The organism is Paraburkholderia sp. RL17-373-BIF-A (assembly GCF_046030175.1).
In the GTDB taxonomy this organism is placed as follows: domain Bacteria; phylum Pseudomonadota; class Gammaproteobacteria; order Burkholderiales; family Burkholderiaceae; genus Paraburkholderia.
The window spans coordinates 18607-38825 of sequence record NZ_JARESO010000057.1 but is presented as its reverse complement, the minus strand read 5'-3'; the positions used below and the strand labels follow the sequence as shown (position 1 = coordinate 38825).

At 58.9% G+C, this 20219-nt stretch carries 14 protein-coding genes; 6 read left to right on the top strand and 8 right to left on the bottom strand.

From position 1 onward, the window contains the following. Positions 1-47 precede the first annotated feature (47 nt). The 4 genes from P0D80_RS39660 to P0D80_RS39645 all read right to left on the bottom strand — a co-directional run bounded on the left by P0D80_RS39660 (position 48) and on the right by P0D80_RS39645 (position 6654). The gene (locus P0D80_RS39660) at positions 48-653 is read right to left on the bottom strand and encodes a hypothetical protein (protein ID WP_408291892.1); all 606 of its coding nucleotides are present in this window, start codon (positions 651-653) and stop codon (positions 48-50) included. After that, positions 650-3616, bottom strand: a complete 2967-nt coding sequence (locus tag P0D80_RS39655) for an FAD-binding and (Fe-S)-binding domain-containing protein (protein ID WP_408291890.1) — start codon at positions 3614-3616, stop codon at positions 650-652. The genes P0D80_RS39660 and P0D80_RS39655 overlap by 4 nt, the downstream gene beginning before the upstream one ends. 137 nt (positions 3617-3753) lie before the next feature. Beyond that, a complete protein-coding gene (locus tag P0D80_RS39650) occupies positions 3754-5316 on the bottom strand; it encodes a PucR family transcriptional regulator (RefSeq protein ID WP_408291888.1) in 1563 nt (520 codons plus the stop codon). A gap of 48 nt (positions 5317-5364) precedes the next feature. After that, positions 5365-6654 carry an MFS transporter gene (locus tag P0D80_RS39645; RefSeq protein ID WP_408291886.1) on the bottom strand — a complete coding sequence of 430 codons (1290 nt, stop codon included), beginning with the start codon at positions 6652-6654 and terminating at the stop codon, positions 5365-5367. A gap of 256 nt (positions 6655-6910) precedes the next feature. Here P0D80_RS39645 and gabT point away from each other — a divergent pair, with 256 nt between their 5' ends. From gabT to P0D80_RS39620, 5 genes are read left to right on the top strand one after another with little or no spacing between them, the layout of a single operon-like run. Beyond that, on the top strand, positions 6911-8209 hold the full coding sequence (gene gabT, locus P0D80_RS39640; RefSeq protein ID WP_408291918.1) for a 4-aminobutyrate--2-oxoglutarate transaminase: 1299 nt from the start codon (positions 6911-6913) through the stop codon (positions 8207-8209). A gap of 3 nt (positions 8210-8212) precedes the next feature. After that, positions 8213-9472, top strand: a complete 1260-nt coding sequence (locus P0D80_RS39635) for an aldehyde dehydrogenase family protein (RefSeq protein ID WP_408291884.1) — start codon at positions 8213-8215, stop codon at positions 9470-9472. Positions 9473-9500: 28 nt separating this feature from the next. Continuing rightward, positions 9501-9839 carry a tRNA-binding protein gene (locus tag P0D80_RS39630; RefSeq protein ID WP_408181765.1) on the top strand — a complete coding sequence of 113 codons (339 nt, stop codon included), beginning with the start codon at positions 9501-9503 and terminating at the stop codon, positions 9837-9839. 45 nt (positions 9840-9884) lie between these two features. Continuing rightward, positions 9885-11489 carry an amidohydrolase family protein gene (locus P0D80_RS39625; protein ID WP_408291881.1) on the top strand — a complete coding sequence of 535 codons (1605 nt, stop codon included), beginning with the start codon at positions 9885-9887 and terminating at the stop codon, positions 11487-11489. An 8-nt stretch (positions 11490-11497) separates the two neighbouring features. After that, on the top strand, positions 11498-12478 hold the full coding sequence (locus P0D80_RS39620) for a CobW family GTP-binding protein (protein ID WP_408291879.1): 981 nt from the start codon (positions 11498-11500) through the stop codon (positions 12476-12478). Positions 12479-12643: 165 nt separating this feature from the next. Here P0D80_RS39620 and P0D80_RS39615 read toward each other — a convergent pair whose 3' ends face one another. From P0D80_RS39615 to gltA, 4 genes are all read right to left on the bottom strand, one after another. Then, positions 12644-13186: a DUF2442 domain-containing protein gene (locus tag P0D80_RS39615; protein ID WP_408291877.1), complete on the bottom strand. Its 543-nt coding sequence runs from the start codon at positions 13184-13186 to the stop codon at positions 12644-12646. A gap of 52 nt (positions 13187-13238) precedes the next feature. Continuing rightward, a complete protein-coding gene (locus tag P0D80_RS39610) occupies positions 13239-14225 on the bottom strand; it encodes a hypothetical protein (protein ID WP_408291875.1) in 987 nt (328 codons plus the stop codon). Positions 14226-15482: 1257 nt separating this feature from the next. Further along, positions 15483-17756 (bottom strand): amylo-alpha-1,6-glucosidase, encoded by a 2274-nt coding sequence (locus P0D80_RS39605; RefSeq protein WP_408181756.1) that lies wholly within the window; start codon positions 17754-17756, stop codon positions 15483-15485. Between the two features lie 226 nt (positions 17757-17982). After that, positions 17983-19281, bottom strand: a complete 1299-nt coding sequence (gene gltA, locus P0D80_RS39600; RefSeq protein ID WP_132377428.1) for a citrate synthase — start codon at positions 19279-19281, stop codon at positions 17983-17985. Positions 19282-19715: 434 nt separating this feature from the next. Between gltA and P0D80_RS39595 the strand changes: the two genes are divergently transcribed. Beyond that, complete coding sequence (locus P0D80_RS39595) at positions 19716-20117, top strand: hypothetical protein (protein ID WP_132377429.1); 402 nt, start codon at positions 19716-19718, stop codon at positions 20115-20117. The last annotated feature ends 102 nt before the right edge of the window (positions 20118-20219 follow it).

The window sequence follows — 20219 nt, the reverse complement described above, 5'->3', positions numbered from 1 at the left end:
TTCCCCAATTCAACTCAGCGCTCCGCGCGGCATTTTCTGCTGTCTGGTCAGGCTGTCGGCACTAGGTCGTCGGAGAACAGCGGCGCGGTCAGTGCGGTCAGCAGCCGAATTTCTTCGGTTATCGCGGTTTCGGGAACGACTTCCGCACACATGAAGGCGAATGCGCCGACCGTCCTTTTGCAGACGACGACAGGAATGTTGATGAGAGTGGCGGTGCCAAGCGACTTGAGCAGTTGATGGTCAGGGAAGTAATGCTCCAGGTCTACGTCGTTGTTGGCCACGAGAACGTCGCCTCGTTCGAGCACCTTCCGAGCCCAGTCAGACCCCGAGAGCTGCTTCCATCCGCCCACGGGATAAGCGCTGGGGACCGTTGAGTAAATCCGTCTTACCGCGCCAAGTTCTTTAGGGGCATCTGGGCGTGGGCGCGACACGAGTGCAGTGGCCTGAAGAAACGGCAGTCGCAGCTTGACGACTTCGAGCCACGCTTGAATTGCAGAGCCTCTCGACGTCGCCTGTCGAATCGCGGTCTGACCTTGGGCAAGCGTCGCCGACGGGCTATTGGTATTGACGTTCGTAGCAGCGTTGCTCGGCCGAGAGAGGAAAACGGCCGAAGCGCCTAATGCGGCGAGACTGGTGAAGTTTCTACGATTCATACAGTTTCTTCCTGCGTGGAAGGTTTGACGGGGCGTAGTGCCGGACTTTTTCTAGCCCTGCCATCGAGCCACTGCGCGAGGTGTATCGCGGAGCGTCCCGTGGTGTTCCGAATCTGTGAACGACAACTGAAACCGTCGCTAACCAGCACTGCGTTCTCATCGAGGGGTTGGATTTTTGGTACAAGTTCAGATTCGGCGACAGACCGAGCGACGTTTGCAGTCTTCGTGTGGTAACCGAATGCGCCAGCCATCCCGCAACATCCTGTCTGCAGAACTGCTCCTGATTGGGCGGCTTTGCCGACAAGGCGGGACTCTGCTTGCACTCCGCCACAGGCTTTTTGGTGGCAGTGCCCGTGTACATAGACGCTCTCGTCGAGCTTCGGAACATCGAAGCCCTCTGCCTCGAGGTATTCGGCCAGCGTCTTGACGGAGGTAGCCAGCGCGGCAGCTTTTTCGTCTTTAGGAAAAAGCGCGCGCAGTTCGTCCCGGAAGACCGAGAGGCAGCTAGGTTCGAGAACAACCACGGGCAACTTCAGGGCGATTACCTCCTTTAGTTCCGCCATGATGTCGACGAGATTGCGCCTGGCGTGGTCCAGCATTCCGGCGTCGTAGTAGGGACGCCCGCAACAAATCTGCTTGCTCATGAGCCGAACCGTCACACCGTACGACTGCAGCACTCGGACAGACGCTTCCAGGACCTCAGGAGAGAACCCATTGTTGAACGTGTCGGTCCACAGCAAGACCGTTTTAGATTCGCCATTCAGCATGCGAGTGTCTTGCATGAGCTGTCTGCAGGCTTCGCTATTGCGGAAGGCCGATGATGCGACGGCAGGAAACTTGACGTGCGATGCGAGCCCGAATTTCTCCGCTACTGCTCGGAACGGCCGCATCTTCATCGCGGTGTTGACCACGCCACTGATGCGCGTTGCTAAAGGCAGCCATGTGCCGATGTGTCCAATCATCGTGTCCATCAGCGGACGCTTGGCTTTCTGATAGTGCTCATACAGGAAGTGACTCTTGTATTTGGCCAAGTCGACATGCGTCGGGCAATCGCTGCGACATCCCTTGCATGCGAGACAGTTGTCCAGCGAGTCCTTGACGTCCAGGTTGTCCCACCCGTCAGTGATGACCTCGCCCTTGAGCATCTCGAACAGCAGGCGGCTGCGGCCCCGCGTCGAATACTTCTCTTCGCGGGTTGCGCGATAGCTGGGGCACATCGTCCCACCGTCGAGGGAGCGGCACTTCCCCATGCCGATGCACCTTTCGGTGGCGCGCGCAAAAGTATCCGGCGTCTGAAGGTTCCCGAACGAGAAGTGGCTGGGTACGTCGACACGACGATAGGTGGGGCCAAGCCGCAGGTTCTCGTCGACAGGCATCGCATCGATGAGCTTTCCGGGATTCATCCGGTTCTTCGGGTCCCAGATGGACTTGAACTCGCGGAACGCATCCATGAGTGCCGGCGAGTACATCAGCGAGAGCAACTCGCCTTTGGCCTGTCCGTCGCCATGCTCGCCAGACAGCGAACCCTCGTACTTGACGACGAGCTTCGCTGCTTCTTCCAGGAACTGGCGCCAGGCGTGAATGCCCTGGCTGTTGCGCAGGTCGAAGTTGATACGCGAATGAATGCAGCCGTCGCCAAAGTGGCCGTACATGTTGGTGGTGTAACCGTAACGCTCAACCAACGCTGCGAACTCTCGAAGATACGCGCCCAGCAGCCGCGGTTCGACCGCTGCGTCTTCCCAGCCGACCACCGGGTCCGGCTTCAAAGGGTCATCGCCAATGGACGTCGCGGACGCGCCGGTCTCTCGGACCGACCAGAGCCGCCTCATCAGTGTCGCATCGGACACCACGCGCGCATTCGGGCAACCGGGCAGCGAGAAGGTCATGTCCGCCGCCGCTTGCGCGCGCTGCAGTGCCGATTCGAGATTGTCGGCACCGAATTCGACCATTAGCCATGCATTGCCGTCCGGCAACTCAGCGATGTCAGCAAGCGCGAGCCCTCGTTCACGCAAGCCACCGACTATGCCTGTATCGAGCCCTTCCATCGCAATGGGTTCGAGCGGCAGCAGTTGCGGAACGCAGTCGGCAGCGTCGAAAATAGTTGGAAATCCGAAAACGGTAAGCACCCGAGCCGTTGGGTTGCGCACCAGGGTCGTCGTCGCGCGCAAGACCGAGACACATGTGCCTTCCGAGCCCACGAGTGCGCGGGCAATGTTGAAGCCATTCTCTGGCAGCAACTGGTCAAGGCTATAGCCCGAGACTCGGCGCTTGAGCTTGGGGAATCCCGCACGAATCTCGTCCGCGTGACGGTCGACCAGGTCGCGTAGAGCCTGAACAATCTCTCGGCGACGTCCGCCAGCGGCCAAATGTGCCTGAAATGCAGCCTCGTCCGTTGGGCCGACCCAGAACCTTTCTCCATCGTAGGTCAGGATTTCCATCGACTCGATGTTCTCAGCCGTCTTGCCGGCCATAACCGAATGAGCCCCGCAGGAATTATTGCCAACCATACCGCCGATGGTGCAACGGCTGTGCGTGGCAGGGTCCGGGCCGAACGTCAAACCCTTGAGCGCAGCAGCGCTCTTCAGCTGGTCGCAGATGACGCCCGGTTGAACCACGGCGGTCCGGCTTTCGGCGTCAAGTTGTTCAATCCGGGTCAAGTGACGAGACGTGTCGATAATCACCGCAACGTTCACGGCTTGACCGCACATCGACGTGCCCGCGCCGCGTGTGAGTACGGGTACATCCGCCCCATGGCATGCACGCATCACAGAGATGACGTCTTCGACTGTACGCGGCAAGACGATGCCTATCGGAACCTGTCGGTAGTTCGATGCTTCGGAAGCGTATGCCGCTCGAGACCCGGCATCGAACCTAATCTCGGCGTCCGTCGTCTGAGCGAGTTGGCGCTGCAAAGAGAGAAGCTTGTTGAGGTCGCGGCGTGAGGAGGACAAGTTCGAATTCATTTGGTCGCGAAAAACGGAAGGAGCGGCGAGAGGAGCCCTTGGCGCAGACCTTACGTCTGTCGAGACATCCCGCGTCATTCCAAATTAAAGCGCGACACAAAGTGGAAGTCTTCCTATTAGAAGTAGGAACGCGCGGGTCAGTCTTCCCGAAGACGGTAGAGGGTCATGGCGACTTGAACCTGGAAACGGACCTTGGGGTCCTCGAGTGTGACGTTGAGAATTTCTTCGATTCTCTCGAGGCGGTAGCGCATCGTACTGATGTGGATGCCGAGCGAGCGAGCCGCATTGACCAACTGAAAGCCTTCATCGGCGAGCGTGCCCAGCGTTTCAAGCAGGGATTCGCCGCGTGGTCGCGTGACGAGGGGTGTGACGAGCCGCTCAATGAGCATCTCGCGTGCGTTCGCGTCGCCAAGAAGCGCACGTGGGAACAGAATCTCGTCGAACCGATGCAATCTCCCGGGCCGCAACGTGGGTAGCAAGGCATCCACGTCTTTTGAACCTGTCGCCATCCCGTCAATGCCCGTGTGAACGCGGCTGACCGCCAGGGCCGCGCGTTGGTCGCGGATTGCGTCCCATAGTGCTTCGGGTGATGCATCCGCGGGAAGAATAAATTTAATCTGGTTCAACCATATCGCAAGCAATTCGGGCTGCCCGTTCGCACGAAGCTGATGTTTGAGCGCTCCAACCCAGCGCTCGCGGCGGTTGAGACCCTCCGTCGTAAGGGGTATGGGTTCGTCGAGAAGCACGAGACAGATTCGGTACGGGCTTGTCTGACTCCATCCGCATACCTTTGCGCGTTCAAGCGCACTGGGCGTCGCGGTGAATTCGCCGTCAAGTAATCCCGCCACGAGCGCGAACCCCAAGCGGTCTTCCTGTTGCGTGAGTTGTTGCTGGTGCATTAGATGCAGCGCAGCTACGACGCTCGCGTGCTCCATTGCACGCGCGTCGAGCTCATCAGCGTCCGAGCCGTCCAAATCAAGCCAAAGAACCGCAACGAGAGAATCGTGGAGGCGAACAGGGAGTCGCAGTCGATAGACAATACGGTCGGCGATTTGAAACTTGACGCGAGTGGGTCTTTGAGAGTCTTTCGCGTCAATGGGTGAATCCGAAAGAGAGGCAACGAATTGCTCTTCCAGCGATGGTGCGTCCGCTTCGGTCGCGGAAGTGCCGAGGAGCTCGCCGGACAGATTCGTGAATGTGACCTCGCGGCCCACGAGCTTTCGCAGCGTGTTCGCGATGTCACTCAGGCTGTTTGCGGTCATCGCCGCATTAGTTAACGCGCGGTGCAACTGCTCCGAGCGCTCGATAATCTCGGCTTGGAAGTAAATTATCTTCGCGAGTATCTCGTGGGTGACTTGGCTGAACTGGACGTCCCACGGCAACTCCAGGAGAGGCAAGCCGACGCTGCGAGCCTCGTCGATGGCTTCTGGGGGGAAGTGCTCGCGAAAGTGCGGGACCGCCAGTACGACGCCGGCGAGCCCGACTTCGCCCAGGTCACGTACCAGCCGTCGCGACGTATCAGCATCGTTTGGCCAGTTGTAGCCGGTCGTCAGCAGCAATTCGCCCGGCTTGACCCAGTTGACGATGTCCGGATGGTCGACCATGTGAACCCAGGTAATCTCGCGCTGGAGATTCTCCTGACCGGCAACGACTTCTGCGTCACGTAAGACGGTTTCACGAATCGCGGTGTCAAGCTTCATGGCGGCGAATAGTGTCACCGCGGTATCAGCATGACACCGCGGCAGCTGTTAGATTTCTTTGGGCTGTCGGTAACCAAGAAGTACGCCGAGCAGGCTGAAGGCCGCTGCGAAAATTACGTAAATCGCGGGCGCCATAGGTGTGCCAGTCGCGCTGATGAGCCACGTCAGAATAAGCGAAGCGAATCCACCGAACGTCATCACAGCCATATTGTAGGCAACCGAGAGGCCGGTCGAGAGCACTTTGCTCGGAAACGTCTCGGACAGCGCGGCAAGCATGGGTCCCGTGTAAATCGCGATGAGTACGCCGAACACCGCTTGGAATACGCACAAGGTAGCGACCGACGGCGCTTTTACAATCATCGCGAACATCGGCCAAGCGAGCACAAGCATCGCTGCTGAAGCCCCGCCGAGAAGCCACTTGCGCCCGACTTTGTCGGAATACCAGCCGGTGAAAGGCGATAAGAAAGTGATGACGCCACCGCCGACCATTGCAGCGATAAACGATGCCGACTGCGGAAGCTTGAGAACCTTCACTGAGAAGGTCGGCATGTAGAAGAGAATCACATAAATGCAGACCGTCCAAAGCACGACCATGGAGAAACTTGCGAAGGCTTGCTTCGGATAGTCGCGAAGCACGTCGGCCAACGGGGTCTTCGACTTGTCAGTTTCATTCAAGAAGACCGGCGTCTCTTCGAGGTTACGACGGATGTAGAAGCCGATGGGTCCGATAAGCAAGCCGGACAGAAACGGGATGCGCCAACCCCAGTTTTCCATGTCAGCCGTGGAGAGCCCAAGCGTAATGCCTGTACCGAAGCAGGCACCCAGCAGCACGGCGAAACCGATGCTCGTTTGAATCCAACTCGAGTAGTACGCTTTCTTGCCCTTGGGCGCGTGTTCCGTGAGGAACGCTGTAGCCGTACCCATCTCACCGCCAGCCGAGAAGCCTTGCAACAGACGTGCGAGAACAATCAGGCAAGGGGCGGCCATCCCAATCTGCGAATAAGTCGGAGTAAGTCCGATGATGGCCGTGCCTGCGCACATCAACAGGATGGTCAAGGACAGGGCGGCTTTGCGGCCAGCGCGGTCGGAGTAAATGCCGATGAGGATGCCGCCGAAGGGACGCACGAGAAAGCCGACGCCGAATGTCGCAACCGAGAGCATCAGCGATGTCAGGTCGTTACCGGTCGGAAAAAAAAGCTTCGCGATGGTGATGGCAAAGAAGCCATAGACCATGAAGTCAAACCATTCGAAGCCGTTGCCGAGGACGGTCGCGACGATTGCGCGCCGTCGTACGGTCTTCTCGTCCTGATAGTCTGCTGCCAGATTCACTGTGTTCATCTCCGCTCCCGATGCGTGCTCAACGCCTTTTCCAATGGTCGGTGTGGCCCCGGTCAGGAACCAGCCGTATCCCATTGAACTCAGCCAGAAATCGCAAAACTACCCACGTTTGATAGGAACAGACGGTGTCAGATTAGTACATGAAGTACGAATTGCGTCAAAAAAAACGAAAAATCGACACCCGATTCCTACTTTCCATAGGTATTCGCCCCTTTTCTGGCTTCCTACTATGGGTTCCATCCAAGGAGGTGATTTGATGAACAAGGAACTCGACAAAAACCAAAGCGCCGCTGCGCTGCGTGAAACATACGTTGCCCGCGGTATCGCGACGGCACACTCCATTGTTGCCACCCGTGCTGCGGGTGCGTATCTCTGGGACGACAAAGGACGCAAATACCTCGATTTCGTCGGCGGCATCGGCGTGCTGAACGTCGGTCATAACCATCCGGCGGTGGTCGCCGCCGTCCGGCAGCAGCTCGAATCGTTCTCACACGTCTGCTTTCAGGTCGTCGGCTACGAGCCGTATATCCGCCTGGCCGCGCGTCTATCCGAGCTGGTTGCTCCGGGCCAAGGTTACAAGTCGGTGTTTCTGACCACGGGTGCCGAGGCGGTCGAAAACGCAATCAAGATTGCTCGCGGCTACACGAACCGCCCGGGCGTGATTGCATTCCGCGGCGGGTTCCATGGCCGTACGCTCCTTGGCATGTCGCTCACGGGCATGAGCGCTCCCTACAAGCAGAACTTCGGGCCGTTCGCGCCGGACGTGTATCACGCCCCGTACCCGAATGCGTATCACGGCATCACATCGGACGACGCGCTGAAGGCGCTGCAAACAATCTTCAGCACGCAAATTCAAGCCGACCGGGTGGCAGCAATTATTCTCGAACCGGTCCAGGGCGACGGCGGCTTCCTCGCTGCGCCGGCGGAGTTCATGCAGGCCTTACGCGAGCTGACAAGAAAGCACGGAATCGTGTTGATTTGCGACGAGATTCAGACGGGTTTCGGTCGTACTGGCAAGATGTTCGGCTTCCAGCACTCCGGTATCCAGCCCGACCTTGTGACGGTAGCGAAGAGCCTCGCAGGTGGTTTGCCCATCTCTGGCGTGGTCGGTCGGCCCGAGATTGTTGATGCGCCGCAACCAGGCGGGCTGGGTGGTACGTATGGCGGCAATCCGCTCGCTTGCGCTGCGGCCAACGCCGTACTCGACATTTTCGAACAGGAAAACCTCCTTGAGCGCAGCGTGAAAATCGGCGAGCAACTTCGTGCCGGTCTGGAGAAACTCCAGGTGACGCATCCAGAGATGGGGGAAATCCGCCAGACTGGCGCGATGGTCGCGGTGGAGTTCGTGTCCGACCAACCGGCCAGAACCCCCGATAGCGCAATTGTGCAGCGTATCCTCGACGCCGCCCGCGAAGAAGGTCTGCTGCTGATTAAGTGCGGCGTTGAACGCAACGTGGTTCGCTTTCTGTCGCCTCTCACCGTGTCTGACCAGGATGTATCTGACGCGCTTGGGATGTTCGGGCGAGCGGTCGCTGCTGCGAAAGCTGCAACCTGAGCGATGCGTGACGGCCAAACCGACGCCCCGGAACTCGCCAGGCATGTTTGCCATTCCGGTGCGGGGACAAGTGCGACGCGTCGTTTCGACGTTCTGAGCCCCTATGACGGCACCGTCATAGGTCGCGCGCCGGACATCGACGTTCAAACGCTAGCATCGAGCTTCGACGAGGGTTCACGCGTCGCAGGGAACCTGCAAAACACTCATCCAATTCAGGAACGGCTCCGTAGTTGGGCAGGCAAGATTGGCTCCCAACATGAAGAATTGGCGCGCGTCGTCAGTCTCGAGACGGGGAAGCCCATCCGGTTTGCACGGGTTGAGGTGGCAACTGCTCTGGCGGCGCTGAATGCTTACTGTTCTTGTCCGTCGATTCCGCTCGTGCGCGACTGGACCGCAGCGCGGTCAGCTTTCTCCATTTTGAACTGGCGTGACCCAGTCCTTGCGACAGTTAAAGAGGCAATCGCAGTATTGAGTTCAGGGCGAGCCCTTGTCATCAAGCCGTCCTCGCGGGCTCCATTGGCTTCGCGAACGCTTGCATCGCTTTGGGCCGAGGGCGGCAATCTGGACAAACTCCTGTGCGTTGCGCCTTCAATCAACGCAATCGGTATGCTGCGAACCGCACTCAGGAGTTCGCACGTTACCGAAGTGCGATTCCATGGAAGCCGCGATGTGGGGTCTTATGTTTCGCGTGCATGCCATGAAGCCGTCGTGCCCGTGAAGATTTCTCAGAGCGAGCGGGCTCCGATGGTGATAGATGCGGATGCTGACATTGACGCCGGATGTGATGCGGTTATCGAGCGGGTATTCCTCCCCCCTCTTCTCGCTGGCCCCGAGCGCGTATCGTGCCTGTATGTGCACAACTCGGTCGCCGATGCTCTTGTCGCAATCCTAATCGACAGGGCGGCCCGACTTCATATCGGCGACCCGGTCGATGAACAGACCCAGATTGGACCCGTCATAGACGACGTGGCCGCCGCTTTTGTATCCGAGCAAGTCGACGACGCGCTGCTCGACGGTGCAACGCTCGCGGCCGGTCTGGTTGTCTTGGATGGCCGGCTGATTCAACCCATTGTTCTGGACCATGCGAAGCCGTTCATGCGCGTCTGTGTCGAAGAGGCCGAAGGCCCGATTCTTCCTGTCATCAGGTTCGGTCACCAATCAGAACTTCCTCGCACGATGTGCCTCACAACCAATACGCTGACACCGTCAGTTACAGGCGAGCGCGGCGACTGGTCGAGACCGAGCAGCTACAACAGCAACTAGATTGCAAACCTTTTTGAATCGTCCCAACATGAGCGAGACTACCCCTTTCGAAGCTTTCTCAATGGTCGACATGCGTGCTGGTCGTATTGCCCGAGTCGAACTCAACACCGAAGCGCGTAAGCCCGCGTACAAAATCTGGATTGACTTCGGCGAACTCGGAGAACTGGCGAGCAGCGGTCAATATACGGCACTCTACAAAGCGGAAGAGCTAATGGGTCAAATGGTCGTCTGCGCTGTGAACCTTGGAAGCCGCCGTATCGGTGGATTCAAGTCTGATGTACTGATGCTCGGCGTTGAGCAGGCAGACGGCTCTGTTGTCTATCTAAAGCCCGAGCGCGACATCGCACCTGGGACGAAAGTGTTTTAACGACTATCGGATGCCCGCGTAGGGCGATTAAAGGATGGAGACGGCATGAATACGCCCATAGCGGAAATCGAAGTTGGCGAAGAGATGGTCGCGGGTTTTGCCAAGAAAGGGTTAGGTCAGGTGCAGGCGGCAACGACGCGCGACCGTGGCACGGGTCCTTTTCAGAGGCTCGTGCTGCGCGGTGCAATGGTCATTGATGGCACGGGTGCGCCTCCCTGGGGTCCGGCGGACATCGTTGTCGAAGGTGGACGCATTACTCAGATTGCTGCCGTTGGAGTTCCCGGTCTGCCCATCAACCCAGTACGCCGTCCGGAAGCCGGCGACCATGAGATTGACTGTACGGGCAAATTCGTCACCCCGGGTTTTGTAGATTGCCACGCGCATGTTGGGACACCATTCCATGCGGCGAATGGCGAGATGATGCCTGCCGATTACATCTACAAGCTCTGGCTTGCGCATGGCGTAACGAGCGTACGCGAGGCGGGAACCATGAACGGCCTTGCCTGGACGCAGCAGCAGGCTGTAGCCGCAGATGAAGCGCAAATCGCCGCTCCGACGCTATACCCCTACGTCTATTTCCCGGCAGTCAACGACTATCTGAAGACTATCTATACGCCGCAGCAAGGACGGGAGTGGCTGCGCAAGGCGCACGCGAAAGGCGCGCGCGGCGTGAAGTTTTTTGGCGCACCACCGGCAATCATGGAAGCCGCCCTGGACGAATGCAAGAAGCTCGGTCTACGCTCCTGCTGCCACCACGCACAGCTTTCAGTCGGACGGATGAATGCTTTGCGGACTGCGCGCTGGGGCCTGACGAGCACTGAGCACTCGTACGGCATTCCGGAAGCGTTGTTTGACGGTCGAACGCTCCAGACGGTCGACGACGACTACAACTACAACGACGAATACATGCGCTTTGCAACTGCTGGGCAGACTTTTCTGCAAGCGGCGAAGCCGGGCAGCGCGAAGTGGAACGAAGTCATCGAAGCCTTCCTGGAGGCTGGACATACGTTCGTTCCGACAATGAACGTCTATGACAGCAACCGCGACCTTATGCGTGTACGTCGCGCCGAATGGCACGATGAGTACACGGACAGTACGACGTGGAAATACTTCCAGCCGCAACGCGGCGGACACGGCGCGTATTTTTACCGCTGGTCGGTGAAAAACGAGGTTGAGTGGAAGGAGAGCTTCCGCATTCTCATGACATTCCTCAACGAATACAAGAATCGCGGCGGACGAGTCTGCGCCGGTAGCGACTCAGGTTTCATGTATCAAGTCTACGGCTTCGGCTTTGTTCGGGAACTTGAGCTCTTCCAGGAAGCAGGTTTTTCACCGCTCGAGGTGCTGCGTGCAGCGACGTCTCATGCAGCTGAGCTTCTCGGGATTGAAGACGACGCGGGGACGCTGGAAGTTGGCAAGCGTGCAGACATCCTCGTCCATGACCAGAACCCATTGACTGACTTCAAGCTGCTTTACGGCACTGGCACCGTCCGCTTGAATGAACAGACGAATGGTCCAGAACACAAGCGATGTCTGCAAAAGACAATCAGAGCGGGTATGGTCTTTGACGTGGATGAACTGCTTTCCGATGTCCGCGAGATGGTCGCTGGCAGCTGGCCGGGTTCGTCAGAGAACCGACGCGCGCAATGAGGGACAACATGCAATCCGGACCTCAGTTCGTCATCGTTTCGGGGACGCTGGGCAGCGGCAAGACCTCACTGCTCGAAAGCTTTCTTGCAAGCGAGAACGCGTCCGAGACTGCCGTCATCGTCAATGAAGCAGGCGAAATCAACATTGACGGAGCAATTCTTTCTGAATCGGCCCGTGGCATGTCGATGGCGACGCTTAGCAACGGGTGTGTATGCTGCTCATTGACGAACGACCTCGTCACTACCGTCCAAGACCTTGTCGAGTCTCGTCGGCTCACCGCGCAAGGTCCCCTCTCCCGCATTATTCTCGAGTGCAGTGGCCTTTCGCGCCCCGGTCCCATAGTCTCGTCATTGCAGGAACTAGCGGACCTCCGGCTGAAGCTCCATTTAATTACGACCTACGATTGCAGTCAGCCTGCGTTGCAGACTTCCGAATTTGAAGACGCCGCAGCTCAGCTGGCTGCAGCCAACACGATTGTCCTTACCAAGATGGACCTCGTATCAAACGAGAGACGCGACGAGGCGCTAGGAGTGGTTGCGTCCGCAAATCCAGTAGCAAGAATCGTTGACGAATTCTCGTCGTCAGTTCGGGCACGGGAGGCGTTTCTATCCTTCAGCGACACCGGCTCTCCCATTGGAAACGGAGAGGTTAGGCAGCAGGTCCGACGGCGTCTGCTCCATCCGAGAATCCGGGTGTTCCGTGCAAAGTTCGAGGAGGATTTGCCTTGGGAATCCGCGTTGGACTGGCTGGAAAACATAGCTGGCGCGCTTGGGGAGCGACTGTTGAGAATAAAAGCAATTGTGCCGGGAGAAGGAAGTAATGACCGGGTTCTCTTGCAAAGCGTGGGCACGACGTTCTCTGCGCCTCGCCGTCTTAATTCGGACGCGGCGGTGCCGCTCGGAGCAATTGTCATCGCCCGGGACTGCGGAATCCAGGATTTAGAGTTGGTTCCGATGGAGCACCGGGTGAGCTGGTTCAACCTTCAATAAAGAAATTTTGTGATGTGCGTCTTGTCTTCGAGAGAGGCTTCCCGCGTTCGCAAGCGCATGCCCTGCGCTTAGCGCTTGCGAAGATAGCCACCGCCCGTAGCAGCCAGTTCTCGCACCGCACTGGCATCAAATCGATGCACATGTGAGCCTTCATGCTGTTGCCTGTCACCAGCCAAGCAGGGCCCGCAGCCGTTGCATAAGCCAATCGGTCTCCACGCGTTCCGTCCACTCTTTGTTTGCAATCGCCCTCCTCATCCGCCGCAGCGTTACGTCGCGCGAATTGTCCGGATAATTAGCTGCATCCTTGAGGGTCTTTGGAACCAGCTGCTGCGCCAAATCCTCACAAAGGTCCCATCCTATGAAGCGTTCTTCGGCAGTCAGCCCGACAACAAACCTGCCGTCAATCCACCTGCCAGTTAGCTTTGGCTGCGTTCCCGACAACAAGGCAGGCGTTGGGTCCCATGGAAAATCGACCGGTACGCACGAGGTCAATCGCTCATCACGATGGCGCCTCTCGGCATCGCGCATCAGCCCGCTGACGCTTACTTCTTCATCCAACTGGTCCCAACGTAACCCCTCGCCGGACGCAGAAATGCGGACATCCCGACGTTGCTCAGGGCTTGCCACCCACAGTTTTGGGAACAATCGCAGCGGAAGTCGCAACGTGCCCCCGTGTTTTAGGAAAACAGTCAGATTTTTCTCATTCACGATTACTTCGATTGCTATCGGTCGAATGCGACATATCATTTAACACCGCTCCCTAGCGGCCTGCGCTCAGCGCAAGGAAGTGAGCGATGACTTGCTTCGCGACGTCAACAAACGTCTCGTGCTTGCCAGCCGCAATTGTTTGCGAGTTGAGCGCAGTGCCTGGCGCAGCTACGATTCGGATTCGAACGAGCTCGCCGACGACAAGGATTTGCAGGCAAGCTTCCGGTATTGGCGCGGAATCCCCAACCGCTTGTCGGCCGACAAAGAGGGTAAATATCCGAGCCTCCCGATATGGGCTCAGCGGCCATTCGTATCCGTGTGCATGCAGCGCCTCAGAGGCGCGGTTCCACAATGCTTTTCTTGGGTCGATTTCCACCGTCGCTGTGTACAGCGGTTCAACATCGCTTGGCTCGCACTGGTGTTCACCCTTATACATCTTAACGATGGTGCGCGACCACTCGGCCGCCCACGCCGCTGCAATCCGCTGCAGCAATTTGAAATCAACGTCGCTGTCGAGCATGTCGAGCGGACGGCGGTTACCCAAGCCACCCCGCTGCGACGAGAGGAAATCAAGTCGGCTCAACGGTTCAGCAGGAACAATGATTCGGCAAATTGCCTGCACGCGCTTTCGGTTGACTGCCGGGTCTGCAAGCAGAGCGGGAATGCATGAGGCTCCGTCGACCGCGACGGTGAACACGCTGCCATCTTCGAGAAGGAGCGCGAGTCGTTTTTCAGTCGCGCCGATGCGCTTTCTAAAGTCACTTAGTGCCAGCAGTTCTCCATTTGCAATCATCTCGCGGCGCGCAGCAAGTGCCTGCTGCCAAATATGCTCGCGCAGGATATCGCCGCCAACGTCCTCGCCGGCCTCGATGTACGCGTCGCGAACAATCTGTTCTATGCGAGCAATCACGTGGTCGGGTAGCCGCTGAAACTTCTGACGGTCAGCCGCAGGCAGACGAAACCCGTTTGGCGCGATTTTGCGGACCAGGGATGACGCGACATTCTGCGGGATGTCATATTCAGCATCGATTCGCCGCATAGCAATGTCCCAGCCGCCAACAGACATATTAAGCTCGCTGAACTGATGACAAGATGGGAATCGCGCGCAAGGGACTCAATAACCGCCACAAAGTTTACGCAGCAAATCAAAACGGGCTTCGACTGTTAGCCCCGGCAATTCTTTTTCTCAAGGCGCTCTTCAAGCCGAACGCCACCGTTTTTCAATACCTTTTTAGACCGTCCGGACTCGATATGCTCCTTGCTCCAGTGTCGACACACGGCTCAGTATCAGTTGCGCTGATTCCTAGTCGTCTTCGGCAACACGTGCCAATCGCTCATCGCGGATTGGCTCGCCTGCAATGGCTGTATTGCTTTCCATCCGCCCGAATGGCGTACGACTCGGTATATGCGCACGCTGCCTGTGGAACCATTGGACTTACCCTGCCGAACATCGAGGCAAGCGTCTCCGTCAAGGGACTGTTGCCTGGAGAAACGCTGATGGTCTCATCGCGACGGTTAACTCGTTCCGCCCCTTGGAAGCGCCTTTTGAGTGGGCTGGACTTCAGCCACATGAATTTGCTCTGTCCGGACGCGGTCCGTCAACGCACCTCAACCCCGTTCTGACAAACCCGAACATTGTCGAGGGGCTCGACGGGTGGAAACTGTCCGATATCGAATGGTCCTTGCTTGAACCCTTATTTCCGCCCGGCCCGCGACTGGTTACGGGCGACCGTGCGCGCCACTACATTGGAGCCATTATTATGAAACTTGGAACCGGGATGGGCTGGTCGGCTGTGAACGCAGAATGTGGAACAACCTCCGCGGTAAGTTCGTTTTACCAATCATGCCGTCGGTCTAGAAAATGGCCAATCGTCGAAGCAACAATTGTGAAGACGCGAAAGCCCAAAACCCTTCCGACAGAAAGTGCGTTCGCCCGGGTGACTTAATGCATCAACGTCGCACGTCGCGCTTTCGCTGCTCCCAAAAAAGGACCGTCCATTTGGACGGTCCTTTTTTGTGTCGCTATATAAAAACACAACGATGGTGACACGGGTACGCAGACTGCTCAAGTCTGCTCTCCGCGAGTCAATTCACACACCGTGCAGGGCCAAGTTTGATTGCAAATCCCGGGACAACAATCGTTTACCACCCGCAGATGTGGCTCGATTCGGGCTAGGCCACATTGATTTGCAAATCGACTTCCGTGAATTTTTTACAATTCCAACCCAATCGATAACTTACACCACCGATTTGGGCCAACTTTCGTTTTCGAGCCACCAGTGCTCTCGACGCTTGTTTAAAGAAGCGCGACCACTCGCACGTCGCCCTGCTCCGCCGAGGCGACGACCTTGTCGCCGATGCGGCGGAACGTGATCGACACCGAGGCGTCGCCTACCCGCAAATCGCCCACTTCGAGCCAGTCGATGCCTTCGGGCAGCATCGGCTGTTCGATCAGCACTTCGCGCCGCTCGGCGTCGATCGTGATGCCAAGGCACGCTTCGAGCATCATGAACGGCGAACCCGCTGCCCACGCCTGCGGCAGACAGGCGACCGGATAGGCGGTGGGCGGCTCGCCGCGCCGCCGTGGGAAGCCGCAGAAGAGTTCGGGCAGGCGCATGTCGAAATTGACCGCTGCCTGAAACAGCGCCTGCAAGAGCCGCACGGCCGCCGCCTTGCCGCCGTAACGAGACAGGCCGCGCGCGCAGAGCGCGTTGTCGTGCGGCCAAACCGAGCCGTTGTGATACGCCATGGGGTTGAAACGCGACTGGCTCGCGGCCAGCGTGCGCACGCCCCAGCCGGTGTGGAACAGCGTGGATTCGAGCGCGCGCACCACCGATTCGCCGCGCTCGCGTGAAGGCAAACCGAAGGCCAGCAAGTGACCGGCGTTCGACGCCATCACGCGGCACAATTCGCCGTGGCCGTCGAGCGCGATGCCGTAGAAGCCGGCCTCTTTCATCCAGTACTTTTCTTCGACGCACTGACGGATTTTCTTCGCCCGCTCGCTGTATTGAGCCGCCGAGTCGTGCAAGCCGCGCAGCTTCGCAAAGTGGGCCATGGTGTCGAAGGCGGCGCTCGCATAGGCCTGCACTTCGACGAGCGCAATCGGGCCGTCCGGGAAGCGGCCGTCGGCGTGAAAGACGGAATCGTGGCTGTCCTTCCAGCCTTGATTCGCCAGACCGCCGTCAGATTCGCGCTGATAGTCCAGCAGGCCAAAGCGATTCTTGTCGCACACGCCCGCGACCCACTGCGCCGCGCGCTCGAGCGCCGGCCACAATTCGTCGATCAACGCCAGGTCGGCCGTGCGCGCTGCATAGGCGCCCGCCAGCACGATGAACAACGGCGTGGTGTCGACACCGCCGTAATAGAGCGCGAACGGCACTTCGCCGGTGGCGGCCATTTCGCCTTTGCGCATCTCATGCATGATCTTGCCGGGAGCGGCGTCGCGAAACGGCGAGTTCTCACGCGCCTGATGTTCGGCGAGAAAACGCAGCACGCCCGCGGCCAACTGCGGCTGCAGCCACAGCGTCTGCAGCGACGTGATGACGGCGTCGCGGCCGAACGGCGTGGAGAACCACGGAATGCCGGCGTACGGATACGGGCCGGTCACGAGGTCCGTGGTCAGCAGGCCAAGATCGGCGAGCGAGCGGTCGATCCATGCATTGAAAAGCGGATTGCTGGAACGCACGCGCGCGGTGGCGCGGCGGCGCTCGCGCATCACGAGGTGAGCGTCGACGAGCGCGGCACGCACGGCAGCGCGGCCGACACGCGGGCGCTCCGCGTCGATCTGCGACAGGTGCGCTTCGCTCAACGCATGTGTGGGTTGCGAGACACCTGCGCTGGGTTTGTCCGACTGCGCGACGACCTGCACCGACACCGACAGATAGATCGACACGCACGCCTGGGCCGGCAGCTTGACGGTGTAGTCGGCGCGGTCGGCGAAAAGTTTGTCCGGTTCCGGCGAGAAAGCAATCTGCACATTGCGCGCCACGTCATCGAGGCCCACATAGCCGAGCAGCACTTCCCGATTCTCGACGCGCGCCGGTTCGACACGGCCCTGCTTGTCGCGCTTCAGGCCGCGCACTTCAAACATGTCGCGGAAGTCGCTGGCGAACGAGATGGACAGCGGCACCACGGCGTCGCTCGTGCCGTAGTTGGTGAGTTCGATGGCTTCGTTGAGCACGGTGCCCGACAGCACCCGCACGCGCTCGACGTGGATCACGCCTTCGGGCGTGCTGTCGCCGCCGAGCGGCGGCAACGGACGGTTGGTCAGATGCGCGGTGAACGACGTGTTGTCGCTGCTGACGCTGCCCGATAGCAGCGACGGCGCGCGGCCGCCGAAGGTAAGGCGCAGTTGCGAGAGAACACGTGTGTCGTTGACGAACAGGCCGTCGTCGTGGCCGGTGATATCGCCGAGCGGATCGTTGACGATGAAGGTGTCGCCCGACTTCAGCACGTGCTGAGTGGCGCTGGCGACATTGAGGTTTTCTGTCGGGATGAATACGCCGTCCGGCTCGGGTTCGCGGTGATCGATTCCGCCCGAAAGGCCGCCGAGGGCTTCTGGCTGCTGCATCAGGGTCACTCCTATGGGTTCGCTGCTGCGTTCACGCTTTTGCGTCCGGTCTACATCCGGTTGCTACCTGAGTCGCTTCCGATTGTAGAGGGTCTGTCCGCGTCAGACGAACTTATCACAGAGGAGTTTCGGTTTTTTTTCAGTGGCACAGGACGTGCAGAGCCATGGCGCGGCGATCCTCGTGAGAGCGCCGCGCGGGCGTCGGGCGGGTGGCCGCCGCGACGCTTTAGCGCTTGGCCAGCGGCGCGGCTTCGCGTTGCGATTCGCCGACGAAAAGCTGACGCGGACGACCGATCTTCTGTTCCGGATCGGCGATCATTTCGTTCCACTGCGCAATCCAGCCGACCGTGCGTGCCATCGCGAAGATACACGTGAACATGGCCGTCGGAATGCCCAGCGCGCGCTGCACGATACCCGAGTAGAAGTCGACGTTCGGGTACAGCTTGCGCGACACGAAGTAGTCATCTTCCAGCGCAATTTTTTCGAGCGCCATGGCGAGCTTGAACAGCGGGTCGTCGTGCAGGCCCAGCTCTTCCAGCACTTCGTGGCAGGTTTCGCGCATCAGCTTCGCACGCGGGTCGTAGTTCTTGTAGACGCGGTGGCCGAAGCCCATCAGCTTTACGCCGGAATCCTTGTCCTTCACCTTCGCGATGAACTCGGGGATGTTGTCGACCGAGCCGATTTCTTCCAGCATGTTCAGCGCCGCTTCATTCGCGCCGCCATGCGCCGGGCCCCACAGACACGCGATACCTGCTGCAATACACGCGAACGGATTCGCACCCGACGAGCCGGCGAGACGCACGGTCGAAGTCGATGCATTCTGCTCGTGGTCCGCATGCAGGATCAGGATACGGTCCAGTGCGCGCACCAGCACGTCGTTGACCTTGTACTCTTCGGCCGGGTTCGCGAACATCATGCGCATGAAATTCGCGCTGTACGACAGGTCGTTCTTCGGAAAAACGAACGGCTGACCCACGGTGTACTTGTACGCCATGGCCACCAGCGTCGGCAGCTTCGCGATCATGCGGATCGCGGAGATTTCACGGTGCAGCGGATTATTGATGTCGAGCGAGTCGTGATAGAACGCGGACAGCGCGCCGACAGCGGCAACCAGAATCGCCATCGGGTGCGCGTCACGACGGAAGCCGCGGAAGAAGAAGTGCATCTGGTCGTGCACCATCGTATGCTGCGTGACGGTCTTGACGAACTCTTCCTTCTGCTTCGCATCCGGCAATTCGCCCTTCAGCAGCAGGTAGCAGGTTTCGAGGAAGTCGGCATTCTGCGCCAGATTGTCGATCGGGTAACCGCGGTACAGCAGCTCGCCTTTGTCGCCGTCGATATAGGTAATTTCGGAGTTGCATGCCGCCGTGGACATGAAACCCGGGTCATACGTGAACTTGCCGGTCTGGCCATACAGCTTGCGGATATCGATCACATCCGGTCCGAGCGTGCCCTGATAAATCGGCAGATCAATGGTTTGGTCGCTGTCGGAAAAGCTCAGCGTTGCGTGTGTCTTCGAGTTCATCTACACGTTCCTTTTACTTTCACATCGCACACGTGCCGGCATGCTCGATCGTCAAAGGCGCTTTGGCATGCTCAGGCTCCGCTTGGCATTTTAAGGTCCAGCGGCCCTCGAATTGCGACGATTGACCGCAACAATGCATCTCGGCTGGCGCAACATTCGTTGCCGGCGTTTCCTCTTACAAGGCTTGACGTCGCCGGGAAACTCGCAACGGCGCGGCGCGAGCAAACCGGCTGCGCGGCGCCTGCACACACTGCCAGCTAAATGAAAGTTGAGCGCTTATTGCAACAATGTTTTGCGGCAGTCAGGCTGCGGAGGCGCGGGTGCATCTGCGATACTGCACTCGTGTTTTGCTTCCCCTGCGAACACATCGCTGTGTTTGGCCCGCCGTTCTACGGCGGGCCTTTTTAATCAGCCAAAAGAACAGGAACGACCACATGAACGCCTCGCTCGAAACGCTGTTTCCGGATCACGTCCACACCGACGAGAACATCGTCACCGCGCTGAATCACCAGGACATCGTCGTCGCGTTGTCGGCGGCGCTGAAAACGCAGGACGTGGCGGTGTTGCATATGCTCTACCCGCGCACCGACGCGCGCACGCATCGCAGCCTCGATACGCTCGTGAACGTGTTGCACGGTCACGGCCTGCATGAAGTCGCGGATCTGATCGCGCAGGAAGCGCACTATCTGCTGTTCAAAGATCCCGTGAAAGCGTGGAAAGCCTTCCACGAAATTCGCAACGACTCACTCGCGATCGGCGTGCATCTGTACTACCACGGGCTTGTGGGCGAAGCGGCGGAACGCGCGCTCGATAAAGACGCGCATCGTAAGGCATGAGGTCGAGCGTTTGATGCGTCGCCGGGGTCGAGCCAGCGCGCGGATCATCGCCGCGAGCGCGAGCCACCCGGCAACGCGTCGTCGTGCATTGATTGCACGTTT

Bases quoted from the DNA above. Each gene is read 5' to 3' on its own strand.
- P0D80_RS39605 (WP_408181756.1), bottom strand. From the start codon at position 17,756: ATGCAGCAGCCAGAAGCCCTCGGCGGCCTTTCGGGCGGAATCGATCAC.
- P0D80_RS39595 (WP_132377429.1), top strand. From the start codon at position 19,716: ATGAACGCCTCGCTCGAAACGCTGTTTCCGGATCACGTCCACACCGAC.
- P0D80_RS39655 (WP_408291890.1), bottom strand. From the start codon at position 3,616: ATGAATTCGAACTTGTCCTCCTCACGCCGCGACCTCAACAAGCTTCTC.
- gltA (WP_132377428.1), bottom strand. From the start codon at position 19,281: ATGAACTCGAAGACACACGCAACGCTGAGCTTTTCCGACAGCGACCAA.
- P0D80_RS39625 (WP_408291881.1), top strand. From the start codon at position 9,885: ATGAATACGCCCATAGCGGAAATCGAAGTTGGCGAAGAGATGGTCGCG.
- P0D80_RS39630 (WP_408181765.1), top strand. From the start codon at position 9,501: ATGAGCGAGACTACCCCTTTCGAAGCTTTCTCAATGGTCGACATGCGT.
- P0D80_RS39650 (WP_408291888.1), bottom strand. From the start codon at position 5,316: ATGAAGCTTGACACCGCGATTCGTGAAACCGTCTTACGTGACGCAGAA.
- P0D80_RS39635 (WP_408291884.1), top strand. From the start codon at position 8,213: ATGCGTGACGGCCAAACCGACGCCCCGGAACTCGCCAGGCATGTTTGC.
- P0D80_RS39645 (WP_408291886.1), bottom strand. From the start codon at position 6,654: ATGAACACAGTGAATCTGGCAGCAGACTATCAGGACGAGAAGACCGTA.
- P0D80_RS39620 (WP_408291879.1), top strand. From the start codon at position 11,498: ATGCAATCCGGACCTCAGTTCGTCATCGTTTCGGGGACGCTGGGCAGC.
- gabT (WP_408291918.1), top strand. From the start codon at position 6,911: ATGAACAAGGAACTCGACAAAAACCAAAGCGCCGCTGCGCTGCGTGAA.
- P0D80_RS39660 (WP_408291892.1), bottom strand. From the start codon at position 653: ATGAATCGTAGAAACTTCACCAGTCTCGCCGCATTAGGCGCTTCGGCC.
- P0D80_RS39610 (WP_408291875.1), bottom strand. From the start codon at position 14,225: ATGCGGCGAATCGATGCTGAATATGACATCCCGCAGAATGTCGCGTCA.